The sequence below is a fragment of the Pseudaeromonas aegiceratis genome (assembly GCF_046254905.1).
GTDB classification, from domain to species: domain Bacteria; phylum Pseudomonadota; class Gammaproteobacteria; order Enterobacterales; family Aeromonadaceae; genus Pseudaeromonas; species Pseudaeromonas aegiceratis.
In genome coordinates this window covers 1199258-1216967 of sequence record NZ_CP158016.1, presented here as the reverse complement: position 1 = coordinate 1216967, position 17710 = coordinate 1199258, and the positions used below count along the sequence as shown (strand labels likewise).

Sequence of the window (17710 nt, the reverse complement as noted above, 5' to 3'; positions counted from 1 at the left end):
GAGTCGTCATGAAACCTGTATCACAAGCTGGTCACCCCAAGGGGTGGCCGGCCGCCCTGCCATGGGTATTTTTGCTCGGCGGCCTGCTGCTGGGCGCGGGCGGCCAACGACTGTGGCAGGCCAAGGCCCAGGCCGCCCCGGCCAGCGCCGAACCAGCCCAGGCCACGCCGGCGCGCAAGATCCTCTACTATCGCAATCCCATGGGCCAGCCGGACACCTCGCCGGTACCCAAGAAGGACGAGATGGGCATGGACTATCTGCCGGTCTACGCCGATGAGGCCAGCGCACCCACGCCACCGGCCCAGCGTCAGATCCTCTACTACCGCAATCCCATGGGCCAGCCGGACGTCTCGCCTGTGCCCAAGAAGGACGAGATGGGCATGGATTACCTGCCCGTCTACGCGGACGAGGCACAGACCGGGGGCCTGGCCCTCTCGCCGGAGCGCATCCAGCAGCTGGGAGTGCTGAGCAGCCCGGTGCGCCGGGAGCCCCTGTATCGGGCGATCCGCGCCACCGGCCGCCTGAGCCTGGATGAGCGCCGGCAGCAGACGGTCACCGCCAAGTACGCCGGCTGGGTGGAGAAGCTACCGGTCAACAGCACGGGTCAGACGGTGCACGCCGGCCAGACCCTGCTGGAGACCTACAGTCCCGAGCTGGTGGCCGCCCAGCAGGAGTACCTCATCGCCCGGGACAGCCAGCACAAGCTGGGGCTGAGCCTGCAGGCCGATGGTGGCCGCCGCCTGACGCTCGAAGAAGGCGCCCTGCAGCGGCTGCGCTACTGGGACTTGCCCGAAGCCAGCCTGCAACAGTTGGTGAAGACCCGCCAGGTGCGGCGCACCCTGCCGCTGCCCTCCCCCATCAGCGGTGTGGTGCTGGCGAAGAAGGTGCTCCAGGGCAGCTACTTCAAGGCCGGTGATCCCCTGTTCGAGCTGGCGGATCTCCGTGAGCTGTGGCTCTTGGTAGAGGTGTTCGAAACGGATCTGGCCGGGCTCAAGGCCGGCGAGTCGGTGGCGATCCGCCTGGATGCCTACCCCGGTGAGTCGCTGCAGGGCAAGCTGGACTTCATCTATCCCACCCTCAATCCCCAGACCCGCACCGTCAGCGTGCGCATCCTGCTGGACAACCCGGACGGCCGCTTCAAACCCGGCATGCTGGCCAACGCCAGCCTGACGGTGCCCCTGCCCGGCGAGCCACCGCTCAGCGTACCGGAATCGGCCCTCATCGACTCGGGCACCCGCCAGAGCCTGCTCATCGCCCAGGGCAACGGCCGCTTCGAGCCCAGAGCCGTGGTGGCCGGCCCCCTGGCGGTCACCGCCCTGGGTGAGCGCCGGGTGGTGATCAAGGAGGGGCTGCTGCCGGAAGATCAGGTGGTGACCCGGGCCAACTTCCTGCTGGATAGCGAGAGCAACCTGAAGGCCGCCTTCGGCAGTCTGCAACCGGCCACCTCACCGGCCAAGGAGGGCTAGATGCTGCAACGACTCATCCGCTGGTCCTTCCACAACCCGCTGCTGGTGCTGCTCATCAGCGGTCTGCTGCTGGCCGGCGGCACCCTGGCCCTGCTGCGCACGCCCCTGGACGCCATCCCGGATCTCTCCGACGTGCAGGTCATCGTCTACACCGACTATCCGGGCCAGGCGCCCCAGGTGGTGGAGGATCAGGTGACCTATCCCCTCACCTCGGCCCTGCTGTCGGTGCCCAAGGCGCGGGTGGTGCGGGGCAACTCCTTCTTCGGCAGCTCCTTTGTCTATGTCATCTTCGAGGACGGCACGGATCTCTACTGGGCCCGCTCACGGGTGCTGGAATACCTCAACGGCCTGCAGGGCAAGTTGCCCAGCGGGGTGACGCCGCGCCTGGGACCGGATGCCACCGGGGTGGGCTGGGTCTACCAGTATGCCCTGCAGGGCAAGGGGCAGTCGCTGGCACAGCTGCGCAGCCTGCAGGACTGGCAGCTGCGCTATCCCCTGGCGGCCACCGCCGGGGTGGCGGAGGTGGCCAGCGTCGGCGGCTTCGTGCGCCAGTACCAGGTGGTGCTGGACCCGCGCAAGCTGCAGGCCTACCAGATCTCCCCGCTGGAGGTGATGCAGGTGATCCGCGCCAACAACCAGGAGGTGGGCGGCCGGGTCATCGAACTGGCGGAGACCGAGTTCATGCTGCGGGGCAAGGGCTACCTCAAGGGTGAACGGGATCTGCGGGAGCTGGTGATCAAGGAGGTGAACGGCACGCCGATCCGGGTGGGCGATCTGGCCCGCATCGAGCTGACCGGCGATGCCCGCCGCGGCCTCACCGAGCTGAACGGCCAGGGTGAGGTGGTCTCCGGCATCGTGGTGGCGCGCAGTGGCGAGAACGCCCTGGGGGTCATCGACAGAGTCAAGGAGAAGCTCAATAGCCTGCGGGCCAGCCTGCCCAAGGGCGTCTCGTTGGTGACCACTTACGATCGCTCCGAGCTCATCCACAAGGCCATCGCCACCCTGCAGCACACCCTGCTGGAGGAGAGCGGCATCGTCGCCCTGGTGTGCGTGCTGTTCCTGCTGCACGTGCGCAGCGCCCTGGTGGCCATACTGGTGCTGCCCCTGGGGGTGCTGGCGGCCTTTGCCGCCATGTACCTGCTGGGGATCAACGCCAACATCATGAGCCTGGGGGGCATCGCCATCGCCGTGGGGGCCATGATCGATGCCGGCATCGTCATGGTGGAGAACGCCCACAAGCACCTGGAACGAGCCCCCCCCGGCGCCAATCGCCTGCAGGTGCTGCTGGACGCCTGTCAGGAGGTGGGGCCGGCGCTCTTCTTCTCCCTGCTCATCATCACCCTCTCCTTCTTGCCGGTGTTTGCCCTGGAAGCCCAGGAGGGGCGCATGTTCCACCCCCTGGCCTTCACCAAGACCTTCGCCATGGGGGCGGCGGCCCTGCTCTCCCTGACCCTGGTACCGGTGCTGATGCGCTTCTTGGTGCGAGGCAAGATAGTGGCGGAGTCGCGCAATCCACTGAACCGTCTGCTGATCGCCGGCTACCGACCGCTCATCGCCGGGGTGCTGAAGGCCCGGGGACTGACGGTGGCGCTGGCGGTGCTGCTGCTGGGGCTGAGCCTCTACCCTGTCCGCCATATCGGCAGCGAGTTCATGCCCCAGCTCAATGAGGGCTCGCTGCTGTTCATGCCCAGCGCCCTGCCGGGCCTCAGCGTCACCAAGGCCGCCGAACTGCTGCAGCTGCAAAACCGCATCATCAAATCCTTCCCCGAGGTGGACTCGGTCTGGGGCAAGGCCGGTCGGGCCGACAGCGCCACGGATCCCGCCCCCTTGGGCATGTTCGAGACGGTGGTGAACCTCAAGCCGGAGGCGCAGTGGCGGCCGGGCATGACCCTGGACAAGCTGGTCGCCCAGCTGGATGAAGCGGTGCGCCTGCCCGGCATCGCCAACTCCTGGACCATGCCCATCCGCGCCCGCATCGACATGCTCTCCACCGGGATCCGCACTCCGGTGGGCATCAAGGTGTTCGGGCCGGATCTGGCCGGCATAGCCCAGCTGGCCGGCCAGATAGAGCAGGTGGTGAAGACCCTGCCGGGCACCCGCAGCGCCTATGCCGAACGCATCACAGGGGGCTATTACCTGACCCTGACACCCAAACGGGATGCCCTGGCCCAGGCTGGGGTCAGCATAGACACACTGCAGTCGGTGATTGCCACATCCCTGGGGGCCAGCACAGTCACCAGCACGGTGGAGGGCCGGGAGCGCTACGACGTCACCCTGCGCTACCCCAGGGAGCTGCGAGACGATCCCCAGACCATAGCCCGCAGCGTGCTGGTGCCCACCCCCAATCAGGGGCTGATCCCCATCGGCGATCTGGTGAGCCTGACCCTGGAGCAGGGCCCCCCCAGCCTGCGCACCGAAAACGCCCAGCTGGCGGCCTATGTCTACGTGGACGTTTCAGACAGCGATCTGGGCGGCTGGGTGCGCCAGGCCCAGCAGGCGGTGGCCCAGGCCATGGCGGATGGCCGCATCCAGCTGCAGCCGGGCTATCACCTGAGCTGGAGCGGGCAGTTCGAGTACATGGCGCGGGCGGCCGAGCGGCTCAAGCTGGTGGTGCCCTTCACCCTGGCCCTCATCTTCCTGCTGCTCTATCTCAACTTCGGCAACCTCACCGACAGCCTGATCGTGCTGCTGTCGGTGCCCTTCGCCCTCATCGGTGGCATCTGGCTGCTGTGGTGGCTGGATTACGCCTGGTCGGTGGCGGTGGCGGTGGGCTTCATCGCCCTGGCCGGGGTGGCCACCGAAACCGGGGTGGTGATGCTGGTGTATCTGGAGCAGGCCTGGCAGCACAGCCAGCAGGCGGCCAGGGACGCCGGCCGGGTCGTGACCGCCACCGATCTTTACCGGGCCATCATTGAAGGGGCGGTGGAGCGGGTGCGGCCCAAGATGATGACGGTGGTGACCATAATGGCGGGGCTCTTGCCCATCATGTGGGGCACGGGGACGGGCTCGGAGGTGATGCGCCGCATCGCCGCCCCCATGGTGGGGGGCATGCTCTCCTCCACCCTGCTGACCCTCTTGGTGATCCCGGCGCTCTACAGCCTGGTGAAGCAGCGCCAGCACCGGCTCACATCTGAATAAAGCCGGCATAAAAAACGCCGCCCCGGCCAAAGGCGGGGCGGCGTTAAACGTTTGTCTGTCAGACCAAACGCAAGCGGTAAACTCAGTCCAGCTTGACGCCCAGACGATGAGCCACTTCTTCGTAGGCTTCCACCACGCCACCCAGGCCTTGACGGAAACGGTCCTTGTCCAGCTTCTGACGGGTTTCTTTGTCCCACAGGCGGCAACCGTCCGGCGAGAACTCGTCCCCCAGCAGCACTTCGCCGTCGAACACACCGAACTCCAGCTTGTAATCCACCAGGATCAGGCCGGCGTCGTCGAACATCTTCTTCAGCACGTCGTTGACCTTGAAGGTCAGCGCCTTCATGCGGGCAACCTGCTCGTCGGTGGCCCAACCAAAGGAACGAATGTGGTACTCGTTGATCATGGGGTCATGCAGGGCATCGTTCTTCAGGAAGAATTCGAAGGTCGGCGGGGTCAGATCCAGGCCTTCCTTGACGCCCAGGCGACGACAGATGGAGCCGGCAGCCACGTTGCGCACCACACACTCCACCGGCACCATGGCCAGCTTCTTCACCAGGACTTCGTTGTCGGACAGCAGGCGATCCATCTGGGTGGGAATGCCGGCTTCTTCCAGCTTGGTCATGATGAAATGGTTGAACTTGTTGTTCACCATGCCCTTGCGTTCCAGTTGTTCCACCTTCTCACCATCAAAAGCAGACGTATCGTTGCGAAACAGCAGGACGAGACGGGTGGGATCGTCGGTGGTGTATACGGACTTGGCCTTGCCGCGATACAGTTCGGCTTTCTTTTCCATTTTCACGTGACTCCAGTGAGTGGGGGTTAAAAAAGGGGCACAGAGGCCCCTTACCGTTTGATCATTTTCCGCCTTGGGCGGCCTGGGGATCCAGGGCCTGGGACAGAGTGATGTAGATCTGACTGATGACGGCGCTGTTGACCAGCTTCTTGTCCTCATCCAGCAGGGTGATGGACGTCTTCTTATCCTCCATCTGCCCCAGCTGCACCCGGTACTTGCCTGAGTCCAACTGGAAGGGCGTCAGCCCCTGCTTGCTCCAGTAACTGGCCGCCGGATCGTTGTATTTGACCTCAATGAGCCCCAGAGCGTGCTGGCTGTTCTCCACGGTGAAGGCCAGCTTGGGCAGCACCTGCAGCACCCGCTTCCAGGTGGTATCGAAGTTGGCCTGGGCAATCCAGGCGGGTTGGCCGTTGTCGTCAAAGCCCAGCCGCAGCCCCAGACCGGTCTGCTTGACCTGCTGCTGGCGCGCCTTGAGCTGTTGATCCATGTACAAGGAGACCTGGTTCAGCGCCCGCACGCAGTATCGGCGACGCTCCAGATCCGTCAGGGGCGTGGTGTCCTGATCCCCGTCCACATAGGCCTCGTGGGCGATCAGCTGGACATTGAGCCCGGCCCGGTGCCGGCTGGCATCGTTGACGATGGCGAAGCGATAGCGCTGACGCAGCTTGAACTCTTCGTCGGCTTTCGGATCCCACTGCTTGATCAGGGAGTTGCTGGTAAACCAGTCGGTCTCCAGCACCCGGTTCTGCAGATCCAGGTTGGCCACCGCCACGCCACGGCTGGCGAGGAAGTTGAACAGCATGGACCAGATCTCGGACTCGATCTTCTGATCCACGGCGCGGGCCGTGTACCACATGGTCACGTCCTGCTTGCCGGCTTCCGCCCGGCTGCCGGGAACGATATTGAGCAGCTGGGCCGGCGGACGCACGTCCACCTGCGGCCCCACGGCGCCATTGGCCGCCTCGGCCTTGAGGGAAGGAATGGCGTAATCGCTGGAGATGACAGGGGCGGTCAGGTTCTGGGGAACCTTGAAGGGGGCCGGCGACAGCTTGACGTCCCGGTAATCGAAATCACGGTTGGCCTGCTTGCGCTCGGCCATGGAACCACAACCGGCCAGCATTCCTGCCCCGACCATGCCTAGCAGCAGCCGAGTCGGCCAGCCTCTGGTTTTATTATCAAGCACGCGTGAATAACTCCGCTTGGGTCAGCGCCATCTCCAGCTGGCCATGCCACACCTCGCTCAGCGGGGTCAGGGGCAGGCGCAGACCGGACTCGGCAATCAATCCCAGCCGGGCACAGGCCCATTTCACCGGGATCGGATTGGATTCAACAAACAGGGCGCGATGCACAGGCATCAGCTCCTGATTCAAGGCCCGGGCCTGGTCGGTCTCGCCGGCCAGCGCCAGCCGGCACAGGGCCGCCATCTGAGCCGCCGCCACGTTGGCGGTGACCGAGATGACACCCTGGCCACCCTGCAACATGAAGTCGCAGGCGGTGGCATCATCACCACTGAGCAGGGAAAAATCGGCACCGCAGGCGGCCTTGAGCCGGGGCAGTCGCTGCAGATCCCCGGTGGCCTCCTTGATGCCACAGATGCCGTACTGGTGCGACAGGCGCGCCACCGTATCGGGCTGGAGATCACAACCGGTACGTCCGGGGACATTATATAGAATTTGCGCCAGACCACTAGCCTCGCCAATGGTGGCGAAGTGGCGATAGAGGCCTTCCTGGGTCGGCTTGTTGTAATAGGGGGTGACCGACAGGCCGTGGGTCACCCCCAGGGCCTTGAGCCGCCGGCACAGGGCGATGGCCCGCCGGGTATCGTTACCACCGCAGCCGGCGATGACCGGCAAGCGGCCATCCGCCGCGGTCAGCACCGCCTCCACCACCGCCAGGTGCTCAGCCTCGTCCAGGGTAGGAGACTCCCCCGTGGTCCCCACGGCCACCAGGCCGTGACTGCCGCTGGCCACATGGTATTCCACCAGTTGCCGCAAGGCGGAAAAATCGATCTCCCCACGCTGATCCATGGGGGTAATGATGGCGACCAGACTACCGCTTAACATCGGAAGAACTCCAAAAATTCAGGGCGCTATGGTACGGCTGGCCCCCGCCAATTACAAGGCGCGGCGCTGTCATCCGTCCCCCCCTGTGCTACCATCCGTTGCAGCCTAGCCCGGCAGACAAAAAGAGGCGCAGATCATGCCCCACCATCTCGTTGTCACGGCCATGGGGCGGGATCGCCCCGCCGTCGCCCATGCCCTCATCGCGTTCGTCAGCCAGTGTGGCTGCAACATAGTGGACAGCCAACTGGCGATACTCGGCCAGGAGTTCACCCTGAGCCTGCTGCTGTCCGGCGACTGGAATGCCCTGGCCCGGCTGGAGTCCACCCTGCCCGAAGAGGCACAGAAGCTGGCGCTCATCACCCTCATCAAGCGCACCCAGCAGGCCGAGCCGGCGCCGGATCGCCCCAGCGCCACCGCCGTGCTGCTGGTGCCGGATAGCCCCGGCCTCATCAGCCGACTCACCGATTTCATCCGCCGGCAGGGCTGGGACATACGGGCGCTGCAGAGCGTCACCCTGAGCGAGCAGCAACTGCTGCGCGCCGGGGTGGTCATCCGCCTGCCCGCCCAAGCCGATCTGCCCCAGGCGGCACACGCGTTCAAGGCCTTCGCCCAGACACTGGGCGCGTTGCAGGCCCATTTCACCCCGACCCCCAACCAGGAGGAAAATCCATGCCAATCCTGAGCGCCGGGATCCCGGCTCCCGACTTCACCCTGCCGGACCAAAATGGCAACCCTGTGCAGCTGAGCGCCCTGCGGGGCCGCAAGGTGCTGATCTATTTCTATCCCAAGGCCATGACCCCGGGCTGTACCACCCAGGCCTGCAGCCTGCGGGACGTGCAGGCCGAGCTGGCCGCCCACCAGCTGGTGGTGCTGGGCATCAGCCCGGACGCGCCGGCCAGGCTGAAGAAATTCGAGGCCCGGGATGAGCTCAACTTCACCCTGCTGGGGGACGAGGATCATCGGGTGGCGGATGCCTACGGTGTCTGGGGACCCAAGAAGTTCATGGGCAAGGAGTTCGATGGCATCCACCGCATCAGCTTCCTGGTGGACGAGGCGGGCACCCTGATCAAGGTGTTCGACAAGTTCAAGACCAGCGATCACCACCAGGTGGTGCTGGACTATCTGGCCAGCCTGGCCGGTTAGCAAAACGGGCCCGCGGGCCCGTTTTTGTTATCAGGTGATGAAGAACTTGGCGTTGACCCAGGCCACCACGAAATAGCCCGCCAGCATGGCCGAGCAGGCCAGCATCAGGGGCCGCAGCAGGGGCTTGTTACGCACCAGCAGCACCAGGGCCAGCATGGTGGGATAGAGGGCGAACAGGTAGCGGGGGATGGCGTTGGTGCTGGTCATCAGGGGCACGAAGGTGCAGATCAGCATGAACAGCGCCTCGCCGTAGCGCTTCTGCCAAAACAGGTAGCCGTTGAGCAACCAGCCCAGCACTATCACCACCGACAGGTAATATTTGCGCCCACCTATCTCGAAGCCGTCCCACCAATACTCGAACGGATTGTCGAGGATCCGCCCCCAGGCCAGCTGGATATGCTTGAAGGCGAAGGCGTCCCCCACGTGGAAGTGCATGTAGAGCATGAAGCTAAACAGCGCCAGCGGGATGCACCAGAGGGTCAGCAACACCCGCAGCCCGCGATCGCCGAAACGCAGCAGCTCCCGCCAGCCGTACTCCTGCACCGCCAGCACCAGCACGGGGAACACCACCATGACCCCCAGGTTGCGGGTCGCCGTCATCAAGATGCCGGCAATCGCCACCCAGAACCACTCGTGGCGATAGCCGAACAGGAACAGCGCCAGCATCATGGCCAGGAAGGGCGCCTCGGTATAGGGGGCGATGAAGTAGACAGAGTACGGCGAGAAGGCCAGCAGCAGCACGCCAAAGCGCGACAGCTCCAGGCTGAGCCCCAGCTGGCGCAGGCAGAGGAAGAACAGCGGCATGGCCGCCATGAAGCTGAGGTTGGTGATCAGATAAAAGGCCTTGAGGGTGCCGATGCCCAGCAGCGCCCCCAGGGCATGCCCCAGCATGGGGAACAGCGGGAAAAATGCCCAGTTGGCACCGTGCCCCGTGGTCATGCCGAAGGGATAGGGGTCATAGCCCACATCGCCGATACCCACAAACCAGGTGCAGTCGAACTGGCAGAAGATGTCCGGGATCTCCACCTCCACCGAGTCCAGCAGCCCCAATTGAATGGGGTCCACCAGATCGGTTTCCACGTTGTAGTGCATGGCCCCGAAGTAACCGATGGCATAGAACAGCATGCGGCTCAGCACGAAGGCCAGCAGCATCAGCAGCCAATCCCGCCGCCCTATGTGCAGCGGCATGTGGCGAATGGATACGGTGTCGCTACGGCTCACGACGTCTCCTTGTTAAACGAAGACCCAGACCCGTGACAGCAGGTAGGTCAGCAGCGTCACGGACAGGGTGGCGATCACGATGGGCAGTAGGCCGCTCAGGCCCAGCCCGAGCAGGCCCAGCAGCAGCAGGTTTCTCACCGCCAGGGAGAAGAGGGCCACCAGCAGAAACTTGCCCACGGCCCCCTGTTTTTGAAAGGTGATGTAGCGGTGGCCAAAGAACGAAAACCAGAAGGCGACGAAGAACGCCGTGGTGCTGACCAGGTTCTCGGCCAGCTGCGGCCAGCGCCACAACAGCAGGGTCGAGCTGCCCAGATCCACCAGGGTGGCGCCCCCCCCCACCAGGCCAAAGCGAAACAGCCGCCAGAACTCTTCCCGGGAGATCATGCCTGCGCCCGCTCCACTTGGGACTCACGTGCATACTGACCGTAGATCCCCTCCAGCAGATAGACGGGCCGCTGCTTGACCTCGAGGAACATGCGGCCCACGTATTCGCCGAGTATGCCGATGGACAGCAGCTGCATGCCGCCAAAGAACAGCACCACCGTCATCAGTGAGGCATAACCGGGAATGTCCACCCCGGTCACCAGCACCTTGGCAATCACGATCAGCATGTAGATAAAACTCAGCATGGCCACCCCGGCACCGACGTAGCTCCAGACCCGCAGCGGCCAGCTGGAGAAGCTGAACAGGCCGTCCAGCGCCAGGTTCCACAGCTTCCAGTAGTTGAACTTGCTCTGCCCCGCCTGACGGGCCGGCCGCTCATAGGGCACCCCCACCGCCTTGAAGCCGGCCCAGGCGAACAGCCCCTTCATGAAGCGGTTGCGCTCCGGCAGCTGGTTGATGGCCGCCACCACCCGCTTGTCCATCAAGCGGTAGTCACCGGCATTTTCCGGGATCTTGGTGGTGGTGGAGACGGCGTTGAAGAAGCGGTAGAAGCCCCCTGCGGTGAGGCGTTTCACGACGGTATCGGCGGAGCGATCCACCCGCACCCCATACACGGTATCGAAGCCGGCCTGCCACTGCTCGACAAAGGTTTCAATCAATGCCGGCGGGTCCTGCAGATCCACATCCATGGGGATCACCGCATCGCCACGGGCGTGGGCGAGGCCCGCAGTCATGGCCGCCTCCTTGCCGAAGTTGCGCGCCAGGTTCAGCAGGGTGATGCGGGGATCCCGGGCAATCAGCGCCTCGATGACATCGCGGGTGCGATCCCGGCTGCCGTCGTTGACGAACAGGATTTCCAGCCGGTCCTTGAGCCTGGGCAGGGCCGCATCGATCTGGGTGACAAAGGTCTCGACACTCTCTTCCTCGTTGAACACGGGGACCAGCAAGGTCAGGGTAAAGGGGATGGCAGCTTCAGACATGCAGCGCTCCAAGGCAGGGCCTACTCAAGGTTGGTCATGATCAAAGATTGGAAAAACAGTGGCTCACAGGGAGTCAGGGTCACCAGGTTGGGTTGTTCCGGATCCGCCACCAGCCCCTCGGCCGGCACGGTCACGGCAAAGGTATTGGGCCCCGCGGCGTCAAACTTGATGGTCTGCTGCCAGTCTCCCTGCCCGACCGTCAGGGTACAGCCGGCCACCGGCACCGTCAGGGTTCCCGCCAGGCGCAGCGGCCCATCGACCCGATGCAGGATGAAATAGAGGCCACCTGGGCCATTTAAGGGGGAACCCTTGCCGGTCTCGTCCGGCAGGTCCCAGCCATCCCGGGTCAGGTAGGGCGCCCGCTCCACCACCAGATCCAGGGGGGTACCGGGAACATAGGCCAGGGTCTGATAACGCGACCAGAAGCGGGTCTTCAGTTCTAAATAGTAGTAGCGATAGGCCAGACTCACCTTGGGATGAGCGGCCAGATACAGCACCGCCAGATAGTATCCGGACAAGGCCAACACCAGGGCCACCATGGCCACTTTCATCATCCGCGACATGCTCATGCCACACTCCCAAAAAAGTGCTGCCATGCTAATGCAGCCGTCGGCAAAACAACAGGCCTCCCACGGCTTACACGGTTATTTTTCCACGACGTGACCGCCGCCAAGCCCTGGCCATAAAGCCATTGCCATGCCGCCAATAACCCGCACAATGAAGACATCTTTAGTTGGCCCCGGCGGCGCCGCCGTTTTATTACTCAATAGGACAGTCCCATGAACATGAATCATGCCCAGCGCCTCATCCTCAGCAATCAGTATGAAATTCTCATCGGCATGCATCCAGATCGCGCCGAACACTATCGTCGCTGCCAAACCATCATAGAACGGGGTTACTGCCTGGAGCTGCTGGAGTTGGAAAAGTCCTTCGGCCACCTGACCGAAGAGACCTGCCGTGAGGTCCACAACACCCTGGAGATGTACCACGCATTGAAGGTCTCTTATGAAAACCTTCCTGCCGCCGAAGCGCAAGAGATTGCCACCAATCGGCTGGAGTATATTGGCTACTCCCGCGGCCATGAGAAAGAACTGGCGGATTACGTCTGTTTCCTGCTGGACGGGGAAGGCAAGTTTGCCGAACTGGACAAGTGCGGCAAGGCACTGGATGCCGAGCTGGCGATGCAGGAGAAGTATCAGCGCATGCTGGTGACCTGGCAGGCCTGTCCGCGTCACTACAAGCTCTCCATTCAGGAGATCCGCAAGATCCTGAACGCCTAGGACTCAGGCGCATCGACGCAGAAAGTTGAACACCAAAAAGGGGGCCATAAGGCCCCCTTGCTGTGTTACCGCGATGCGGTTCAGGCCCCCTGGGCCAGCCCCTGACGCTGCTGCCGATCCTGCCACAGGCACACCAGCTTGATCCCCAGCAGCAAGGCCACCACGAACCAGACCACGCTGACCTGACCGCTCACCAGCATGGCCACCGCCGGCCCGGGGCAGACCCCCACCAGGCCCCAGCCGATGCCGAACAGCCCGGCCCCCAGCAGCAGGCTGGGCTCCAGCTGCTGCTTGCTGCTCAGATGGAAGGTGGAGCCATCCAGGCTCTTCTTCCGCGGTTTCACCAGCCAGAAATAACCGGGCATGAAGACGGCCAACGCCGAGCCCATCACCAGGGCCAGGCTGGGATCCCACTGGCCGCTGATATCCAGGAAACCCTGAACCTTGGCAGGGTTCAACATACCGGAGAGGGCCAGCCCCAGACCGAACAGGGTGCCACACAACAGAGCAATCCAACGCATGACGATGATCCTCACAGCAGATGACGCAGAACGAAGACGGTGATGAAGCCCGTGGCCATGAAGGTCAGGGTGGCCACGATGGAGCGACGGGAAAGCCGGCCCATGCCGCAGATGCCGTGGCCGCTGGTGCAACCATTGCCCAGCTTGGCCCCCATGCCCACCAGCAGACCGGCCAGCAGCAACAGCGGGGTCGGCGCACTCAGGTTGGGGACATCGACCCAGCCAAGGCCGAAGGCCAACCCGGCCCCCAGCATCAGGCCGGCGATAAACAGGGCGCGCCACAGCCAGTCACCCGCCTTGGCGCCGAGGAAACCGGCCAGGATACCGCTAATGCCGGCAATACGACCGGAGATCAACAGCAGGGCCAAGGCGGAGAAGCCCAAAAGACTCCCCCCCAGCACCGCCGTCCAGGGTGTAAAATTCACTATGGTCATGGTGTTTCAAGCCTCGTGGTGGTGGTTGCCGCCCAGGGAGGCGAACAGACCAGCCAGTGGTATATAAAATTTGATGGGTCCATTTTATGGTTTTTAACTAAATTAGCAATATCTAATTGAGCAAGGAGCCTAATCATGACGGTAGATAATGGTGTGCGGGTGGTGGCCGGCAGCATGGTGCTGCTCTCCGTGGTGTTGACCTGGTGGGTGCATCCGGCCTTCGTCTGGCTGACGGTGTTTGTCGGTCTCAATCTGATCCAGAGTGCCTTCACCGGCTTCTGTCCGGCGGCCATGCTGCTCAAGCGCCTGGGCTGTCAGCAGTGAGCCGGGCTCAGGAGGCGGTAAGCGGTAAGCGGTAAGCGGTAAGCGGTAAGCGGTAAGCGGTAAGCGGTAAGCGGTAAGCAGGAAAGGGTTCGCCGATTGGCTTGTCCTGCCCGGTAACGGCCGACAGGCTAGCGACAAAAAAAGGCGGCCGAAGCCGCCATAGGGAAGGAGTTGAAAAGCCCGTCAAGCATAAGTCAGACGGGCACCCTCGCCCACCGTCAGCTCTGACAGGTGGGCTATTCCCGCTCCTTGACGTAGGCCGTGCCCAACGCCTTGGGGGCGATGGCCTTGCCGATAAAGCCGGCCAGCAGGAACACGGTCAACAGATAGGGTAAGGACTCGATAAGCTGCACCGGAATGGCAAAGCCCCACAACGCCAGCCCCTGCAGACGAATGGCCGCGGCATCCAGGAAGCCGAACAGCACGCAGGCCCCCAGAGCCGGCCAGGGACGCCACTTGCCGAACACCAGGGCGGCCAGGGCCATGTAGCCCTTACCGGCACTCATGTTGGGAATGAACTGGGCCGTCTGGGCCACCGACAGATAGGTGCCACCCAGACCGGCCAGCACGCCGCAGAGGATCAGTGCCCGATAGCGCAGCCACACCACGGAGATGCCCGCGGTATCCACCGCCGCCGGCGCCTCCCCCACCGCCCGCAACCGCAGGCCGAAGCGGGTGCGAAACAGCAGCCACCACACCAGGGGCACGGCGGCCAGGGCCAGGTATTCCAGCAGGGAGTGACCACTCAAGAGCTCGGAGTAGAGATCCCCCACCAGGGGCACATCCCGCAGGGCATGCTCGTAGGGAAAGGTGATGGGGGCGAAGCGGGCATCGCCGGAGAGCGCCGGCGTCTGGCCCCCCTGCTGGAACCAGTGGCGGCCCAGGGTCACGGTCAGGCCGGTGGCCAGCACGTTGATGGCCATGCCGCTGACCACCTGATCCCCTCGGTGAGTGATGGTGGCAAAGCCGTGCAACAGGGCGAACAACACGGCGACCCCCACCCCGGCCAGCAAGCCCAGCCAGGCGGAGCCGGTGACGGCCGCCACGGCGGCGCTGGCAAAGGCGGACACCAGCAGCTTGCCCTCTAGGGCGATGTTCACCACCCCGGCCCGCTCACTGAACATGCCCGCCAGGGCGGCAAAGATGAGTGGTGTGGAGGTGCGGATGGTGGCATCCAGCAGCAGAATGATGGTCTCGTACATCAGTTGGCCTCCTTGCGGGTCAGCCGCAGATAAACCGACTCCAGCCGGGGCCGGAACAGGTGTTCCAGGGCGCCACAGAACAGGATCACCAGGCCCTGCAGTACCACCACTATGTTGCGGTCAATACCGTACTCGAAGCTCAGCTCAGCTCCACCCTGATAGAGGAAACCGAACAGCACGCTGGCCAGGATGACGCCAAGGGGATGGTTGCGCCCCATCAGGGCCACGGCGATGCCGGTGAAGCCGAATCCTTCGACGAAATTGAGCTTGATCTGGTGCAGCTCCCCCTGCAGCACGTTGAGGGCAAAGAAGCCCGCCAGCATGCCCGACAACAGCATGGTGGAGATCACCACCTTGGGATAGGGAATGCCGGCATAGGCGGCGGCCGACAGATTGGCCCCCACGGCGCGCAGCTCGTAACCCCAACGGGTATGCCAGACAAACAGCCAGAACAGCAGGCAACAGATGAGCGCCCAGAACAGGCTGATGTTGAGGGGGCTGGCCGCCACCTGCACCCCCATGTCCCCCAGCAGCTCGTGGATCTTGGGCAGCCAGGCTGCCTCGGCGAAGATGCGGCTCTCGGTGGCCATGGTGCCTTCGGGCTTCAGCACGTTCACCAGCAGGTAGGCCATCAGCGCCGAGGCGATGAAGTTGAACATGATGGTGGTGATGACGATGTGGCTGCCCCGCTTGGCCTGCAGGTAGGCCGGCACATAGGCCCAGGCCGCACCAAACAGGCCGCTGACCAGGATCCCCAAGGGCAACAGAACCCAAAACGGCAGCACATCCCCCAACCAGAGGCAGACCAGCCCGAGCCCCAGGCCACCGATGTAGGCCTGGCCCTCACCGCCGATGTTGAACAGGCCGGCGTGAAAGGCCAGGGAGACCGCCAGCCCAGTGAAGATGAAGCCGGTGGCGTAGTAGAGGGTGAAGCCCAGCCCTTCGGCATTGGTAAAGGCCCCCTCCCACATCACCTGGGCCGCCTCCAGCGGGTTGATGTCGATGTAGACAAACAGCAGGGCGGACACCGCAAAGGCCATCAGGATATTGATGGCCGGCACCAGACCCACCGTCAGCCAGGTGGGAATACGTTGTTGACTCATGCTTGACTCTCCGGCCCGGCCGCTTGCAGATGGTCGGGCATGATATTGGCCATCATCAGGCCCAGGGTCCGCTCATCGGCATCCTGGATGGCCACCTCGCCGACGATGGCGCCATCCACCATCACCAGGATGCGATCGGCCAGCGCCAAGATCTCTTCGAGTTCCACCGACACCAGCAGCACCGCCTTGCCCTTGTCGCGCATGGCGATCACCTGCTGGTGAATGTACTCGATGGCGCCGATATCCACGCCCCGGGTCGGTTGTCCGATGAGCAGCACATCCGGGTCCTGCTCCACCTCCCGGGCGATCACCAGCTTCTGCTGGTTGCCACCGGAGAAGTTGGCGGTCTTGGCCTTGGGCAGCGGCGGGCGCACGTCCCACTTGTCCATCTTGGCCTGACAGTCGGCGAGGATGGCGGCCTTGTCCTGCAGCAGCCCCTGGTTGTAGGCCGGCAGCTGGTGATAGCCGAGGATGAAGGCCTCCTGGGCCTCGAAGCGGTTGATGAGGCCCATCTTGTGCCTGTCTTCCGGCACATGGCCCAGGCCGTAGTGCCGCACCTGGCGCGGATCGGCAGGCGCCTCGGCACTCACCCTGTGGGCACCTATCTGGAACTGTCCCTCGGAGGGGGCCAGTATGCCGCCCAGCAGGCTGAGCAGCTCGGACTGGCCGTTGCCTGACACCCCGGCGATGCCCACCACTTCCCCGGCGCGCACCTCAAAGCTCACCGCATTGACCCGCTGGACGCCGTTACCATCCCGGTAGCCGAGCCCCTGCACCTGCAGCAGCGGTGCCCCGGGCTGGGCCGCGGCCTTGTCCACCTTGAGGCGCACCTTGCGGCCCACCATCAACTCCGCCAACTGCTCCTTGTCGGTGTCGCAGGTGGCCACATGGGCCACCATCTCGCCACGGCGCATGACGGAGACCCGGTCCGTGATGGCCAGGATCTCCCGCAGCTTGTGGGTGATGAGGATGACGGTGGTGCCCTGGGCCTTGAGCTTGCCCAGAATGGCAAACAGGTGATCCGCCTCCTGAGGCGTCAGCACCCCGGTGGGTTCATCCAGGATCAGGATGCGGGCCCCCCGGTACAGGGCCTTCAGGATCTCCACCCGCTGCTGCAGGCCCACCGGCAGATCCTCAATCTTGGCATCCAGCGGCACCTCGAGGCCGTAGTCTTGGGCCAGGCGCTCCAATGCCTTGCGGGCGCGCCCCAAGCTCACCCCCATGGCCCAGTGGCCCTCGGCCCCCAGCACCACGTTTTCCAGCACGGTGAAGTTGTTCACCAGCATGAAGTGCTGGTGCACCATGCCGATGCCGGCGGCGATGGCCGCCTGGGAGTTATGGGGGTTGAAGGGCTGGCCGAACACCCGCATCTGGCCGGCATCGGCATGGTAGAAGCCGTAGATGATGCTCATCAGGGTGGACTTGCCCGCGCCGTTTTCACCGACGATGCCGTGTATGCTGCCCTGGCGAACCTGCAGATCGATATGCCGGTTGGCATGGACTTCGCCGAAGCGCTTGTCGATCCCCTGCAGCTCGATGGCGTAAGCGTCAACTTGCTCCACTATGGTTTTCCTAACAGTCAAAGAAGGGCGATAAGACGTCGAACCGGCCCAAACGCAAAGGGGCCAACCCACCTGCCGGTGGGCTGACCACGC

18 protein-coding genes are annotated in these 17710 nt (G+C 64.0%); 6 read left to right on the top strand and 12 right to left on the bottom strand.

What is annotated here, in order from left to right; all coding sequences use genetic code 11:
• Positions 1-8: 8 nt before the first annotated feature.
• A complete protein-coding gene (locus tag ABHF91_RS05805; RefSeq protein ID WP_409422520.1) occupies positions 9-1466 on the top strand; it encodes an efflux RND transporter periplasmic adaptor subunit in 1458 nt (485 codons plus the stop codon).
• The gene (locus ABHF91_RS05800) at positions 1467-4604 is read left to right on the top strand and encodes an efflux RND transporter permease subunit (protein WP_409422519.1); all 3138 of its coding nucleotides are present in this window, start codon (positions 1467-1469) and stop codon (positions 4602-4604) included.
• A gap of 82 nt (positions 4605-4686) precedes the next feature.
• Here the strand turns inward: ABHF91_RS05800 and purC are convergent, their stop codons facing one another.
• From purC to dapA, 3 genes are all read right to left on the bottom strand, one after another.
• The gene (gene purC, locus ABHF91_RS05795) at positions 4687-5400 is read right to left on the bottom strand and encodes a phosphoribosylaminoimidazolesuccinocarboxamide synthase (protein WP_409422518.1); all 714 of its coding nucleotides are present in this window, start codon (positions 5398-5400) and stop codon (positions 4687-4689) included.
• A gap of 61 nt (positions 5401-5461) precedes the next feature.
• Positions 5462-6520, bottom strand: coding sequence for an outer membrane protein assembly factor BamC (gene bamC, locus ABHF91_RS05790; protein ID WP_409422517.1), 1059 nt, complete (start codon positions 6518-6520; stop codon positions 5462-5464).
• A gap of 55 nt (positions 6521-6575) precedes the next feature.
• A complete protein-coding gene (gene dapA / locus ABHF91_RS05785; RefSeq protein WP_409422516.1) occupies positions 6576-7463 on the bottom strand; it encodes a 4-hydroxy-tetrahydrodipicolinate synthase in 888 nt (295 codons plus the stop codon).
• Positions 7464-7599: 136 nt separating this feature from the next.
• Between dapA and ABHF91_RS05780 the strand changes: the two genes are divergently transcribed.
• On the top strand, positions 7600-8145 hold the full coding sequence (locus ABHF91_RS05780; RefSeq protein WP_409422515.1) for a glycine cleavage system protein R: 546 nt from the start codon (positions 7600-7602) through the stop codon (positions 8143-8145).
• The gene (bcp, locus tag ABHF91_RS05775; RefSeq protein ID WP_409422514.1) at positions 8133-8606 is read left to right on the top strand and encodes a thioredoxin-dependent thiol peroxidase; all 474 of its coding nucleotides are present in this window, start codon (positions 8133-8135) and stop codon (positions 8604-8606) included. The genes ABHF91_RS05780 and bcp overlap by 13 nt, the downstream gene beginning before the upstream one ends.
• Positions 8607-8636: 30 nt before the next feature.
• Here bcp and ABHF91_RS05770 read toward each other — a convergent pair whose 3' ends face one another.
• The 4 genes from ABHF91_RS05770 to ABHF91_RS05755 are packed head-to-tail and all read right to left on the bottom strand — an operon-like array spanning position 8637 to position 11760.
• The gene (locus ABHF91_RS05770) at positions 8637-9794 is read right to left on the bottom strand and encodes a hypothetical protein (protein WP_409423086.1); all 1158 of its coding nucleotides are present in this window, start codon (positions 9792-9794) and stop codon (positions 8637-8639) included.
• 45 nt (positions 9795-9839) lie between these two features.
• Positions 9840-10211 (bottom strand): GtrA family protein, encoded by a 372-nt coding sequence (locus ABHF91_RS05765; RefSeq protein WP_409422513.1) that lies wholly within the window; start codon positions 10209-10211, stop codon positions 9840-9842.
• The gene (locus tag ABHF91_RS05760) at positions 10208-11191 is read right to left on the bottom strand and encodes a glycosyltransferase family 2 protein (protein WP_409422512.1); all 984 of its coding nucleotides are present in this window, start codon (positions 11189-11191) and stop codon (positions 10208-10210) included. The genes ABHF91_RS05765 and ABHF91_RS05760 overlap by 4 nt, the downstream gene beginning before the upstream one ends.
• Positions 11192-11211: 20 nt before the next feature.
• Positions 11212-11760 (bottom strand): hypothetical protein, encoded by a 549-nt coding sequence (locus ABHF91_RS05755; protein WP_409422511.1) that lies wholly within the window; start codon positions 11758-11760, stop codon positions 11212-11214.
• Positions 11761-11970: 210 nt separating this feature from the next.
• Here ABHF91_RS05755 and ABHF91_RS05750 point away from each other — a divergent pair, with 210 nt between their 5' ends.
• Positions 11971-12471 carry a YfbU family protein gene (locus ABHF91_RS05750; protein WP_409422510.1) on the top strand — a complete coding sequence of 167 codons (501 nt, stop codon included), beginning with the start codon at positions 11971-11973 and terminating at the stop codon, positions 12469-12471.
• Positions 12472-12551: 80 nt separating this feature from the next.
• Here ABHF91_RS05750 and ABHF91_RS05745 read toward each other — a convergent pair whose 3' ends face one another.
• Together ABHF91_RS05745 and ABHF91_RS05740 are read right to left on the bottom strand one after the other, a co-directional pair.
• The gene (locus ABHF91_RS05745) at positions 12552-12992 is read right to left on the bottom strand and encodes a DUF6691 family protein (RefSeq protein ID WP_409422509.1); all 441 of its coding nucleotides are present in this window, start codon (positions 12990-12992) and stop codon (positions 12552-12554) included.
• An 11-nt stretch (positions 12993-13003) separates the two neighbouring features.
• Positions 13004-13426 (bottom strand): YeeE/YedE family protein, encoded by a 423-nt coding sequence (locus ABHF91_RS05740; RefSeq protein ID WP_409422508.1) that lies wholly within the window; start codon positions 13424-13426, stop codon positions 13004-13006.
• A 135-nt stretch (positions 13427-13561) separates the two neighbouring features.
• On the opposite strand from ABHF91_RS05740, the gene ABHF91_RS05735 reads away from it, so the two are divergent.
• A complete protein-coding gene (locus ABHF91_RS05735; RefSeq protein WP_409422507.1) occupies positions 13562-13750 on the top strand; it encodes a DUF2892 domain-containing protein in 189 nt (62 codons plus the stop codon).
• A 236-nt stretch (positions 13751-13986) separates the two neighbouring features.
• Here the strand turns inward: ABHF91_RS05735 and ABHF91_RS05730 are convergent, their stop codons facing one another.
• Genes ABHF91_RS05730 through ABHF91_RS05720 form a run of 3 tightly spaced genes read right to left on the bottom strand, consistent with a single transcriptional unit; the run spans position 13987 to position 17617 of the window.
• Positions 13987-14952, bottom strand: a complete 966-nt coding sequence (locus ABHF91_RS05730; protein WP_409422506.1) for an ABC transporter permease — start codon at positions 14950-14952, stop codon at positions 13987-13989.
• Positions 14952-16055, bottom strand: coding sequence for an ABC transporter permease (locus tag ABHF91_RS05725; RefSeq protein ID WP_409422505.1), 1104 nt, complete (start codon positions 16053-16055; stop codon positions 14952-14954). The genes ABHF91_RS05730 and ABHF91_RS05725 overlap by 1 nt, the downstream gene beginning before the upstream one ends.
• Positions 16052-17617 carry an ABC transporter ATP-binding protein gene (locus ABHF91_RS05720; protein WP_409422504.1) on the bottom strand — a complete coding sequence of 522 codons (1566 nt, stop codon included), beginning with the start codon at positions 17615-17617 and terminating at the stop codon, positions 16052-16054. Before ABHF91_RS05720 ends, ABHF91_RS05725 begins: the two co-directional genes overlap by 4 nt.
• Between the last annotated feature and the right edge of the window lie 93 nt (positions 17618-17710).

What these genes read in the sequence shown, in the direction of transcription:
- ABHF91_RS05805 (WP_409422520.1), top strand. Translation starts at nt 9, where the DNA reads ATGAAACCTGTATCACAAGCTGGTCACCCCAAGGGGTGGCCGGCCGCC.
- ABHF91_RS05800 (WP_409422519.1), top strand. Translation starts at nt 1,467, where the DNA reads ATGCTGCAACGACTCATCCGCTGGTCCTTCCACAACCCGCTGCTGGTG.
- purC (WP_409422518.1), bottom strand. Translation starts at nt 5,400, where the DNA reads ATGGAAAAGAAAGCCGAACTGTATCGCGGCAAGGCCAAGTCCGTATAC.
- bamC (WP_409422517.1), bottom strand. Translation starts at nt 6,520, where the DNA reads ATGCTGGCCGGTTGTGGTTCCATGGCCGAGCGCAAGCAGGCCAACCGT.
- dapA (WP_409422516.1), bottom strand. Translation starts at nt 7,463, where the DNA reads ATGTTAAGCGGTAGTCTGGTCGCCATCATTACCCCCATGGATCAGCGT.
- ABHF91_RS05780 (WP_409422515.1), top strand. Translation starts at nt 7,600, where the DNA reads ATGCCCCACCATCTCGTTGTCACGGCCATGGGGCGGGATCGCCCCGCC.
- bcp (WP_409422514.1), top strand. Translation starts at nt 8,133, where the DNA reads ATGCCAATCCTGAGCGCCGGGATCCCGGCTCCCGACTTCACCCTGCCG.
- ABHF91_RS05770 (WP_409423086.1), bottom strand. Translation starts at nt 9,794, where the DNA reads ATGCCGCTGCACATAGGGCGGCGGGATTGGCTGCTGATGCTGCTGGCC.
- ABHF91_RS05765 (WP_409422513.1), bottom strand. Translation starts at nt 10,211, where the DNA reads ATGATCTCCCGGGAAGAGTTCTGGCGGCTGTTTCGCTTTGGCCTGGTG.
- ABHF91_RS05760 (WP_409422512.1), bottom strand. Translation starts at nt 11,191, where the DNA reads ATGTCTGAAGCTGCCATCCCCTTTACCCTGACCTTGCTGGTCCCCGTG.
- ABHF91_RS05755 (WP_409422511.1), bottom strand. Translation starts at nt 11,760, where the DNA reads ATGAGCATGTCGCGGATGATGAAAGTGGCCATGGTGGCCCTGGTGTTG.
- ABHF91_RS05750 (WP_409422510.1), top strand. Translation starts at nt 11,971, where the DNA reads ATGAACATGAATCATGCCCAGCGCCTCATCCTCAGCAATCAGTATGAA.
- ABHF91_RS05745 (WP_409422509.1), bottom strand. Translation starts at nt 12,992, where the DNA reads ATGCGTTGGATTGCTCTGTTGTGTGGCACCCTGTTCGGTCTGGGGCTG.
- ABHF91_RS05740 (WP_409422508.1), bottom strand. Translation starts at nt 13,426, where the DNA reads ATGACCATAGTGAATTTTACACCCTGGACGGCGGTGCTGGGGGGGAGT.
- ABHF91_RS05735 (WP_409422507.1), top strand. Translation starts at nt 13,562, where the DNA reads ATGACGGTAGATAATGGTGTGCGGGTGGTGGCCGGCAGCATGGTGCTG.
- ABHF91_RS05730 (WP_409422506.1), bottom strand. Translation starts at nt 14,952, where the DNA reads ATGTACGAGACCATCATTCTGCTGCTGGATGCCACCATCCGCACCTCC.
- ABHF91_RS05725 (WP_409422505.1), bottom strand. Translation starts at nt 16,055, where the DNA reads ATGAGTCAACAACGTATTCCCACCTGGCTGACGGTGGGTCTGGTGCCG.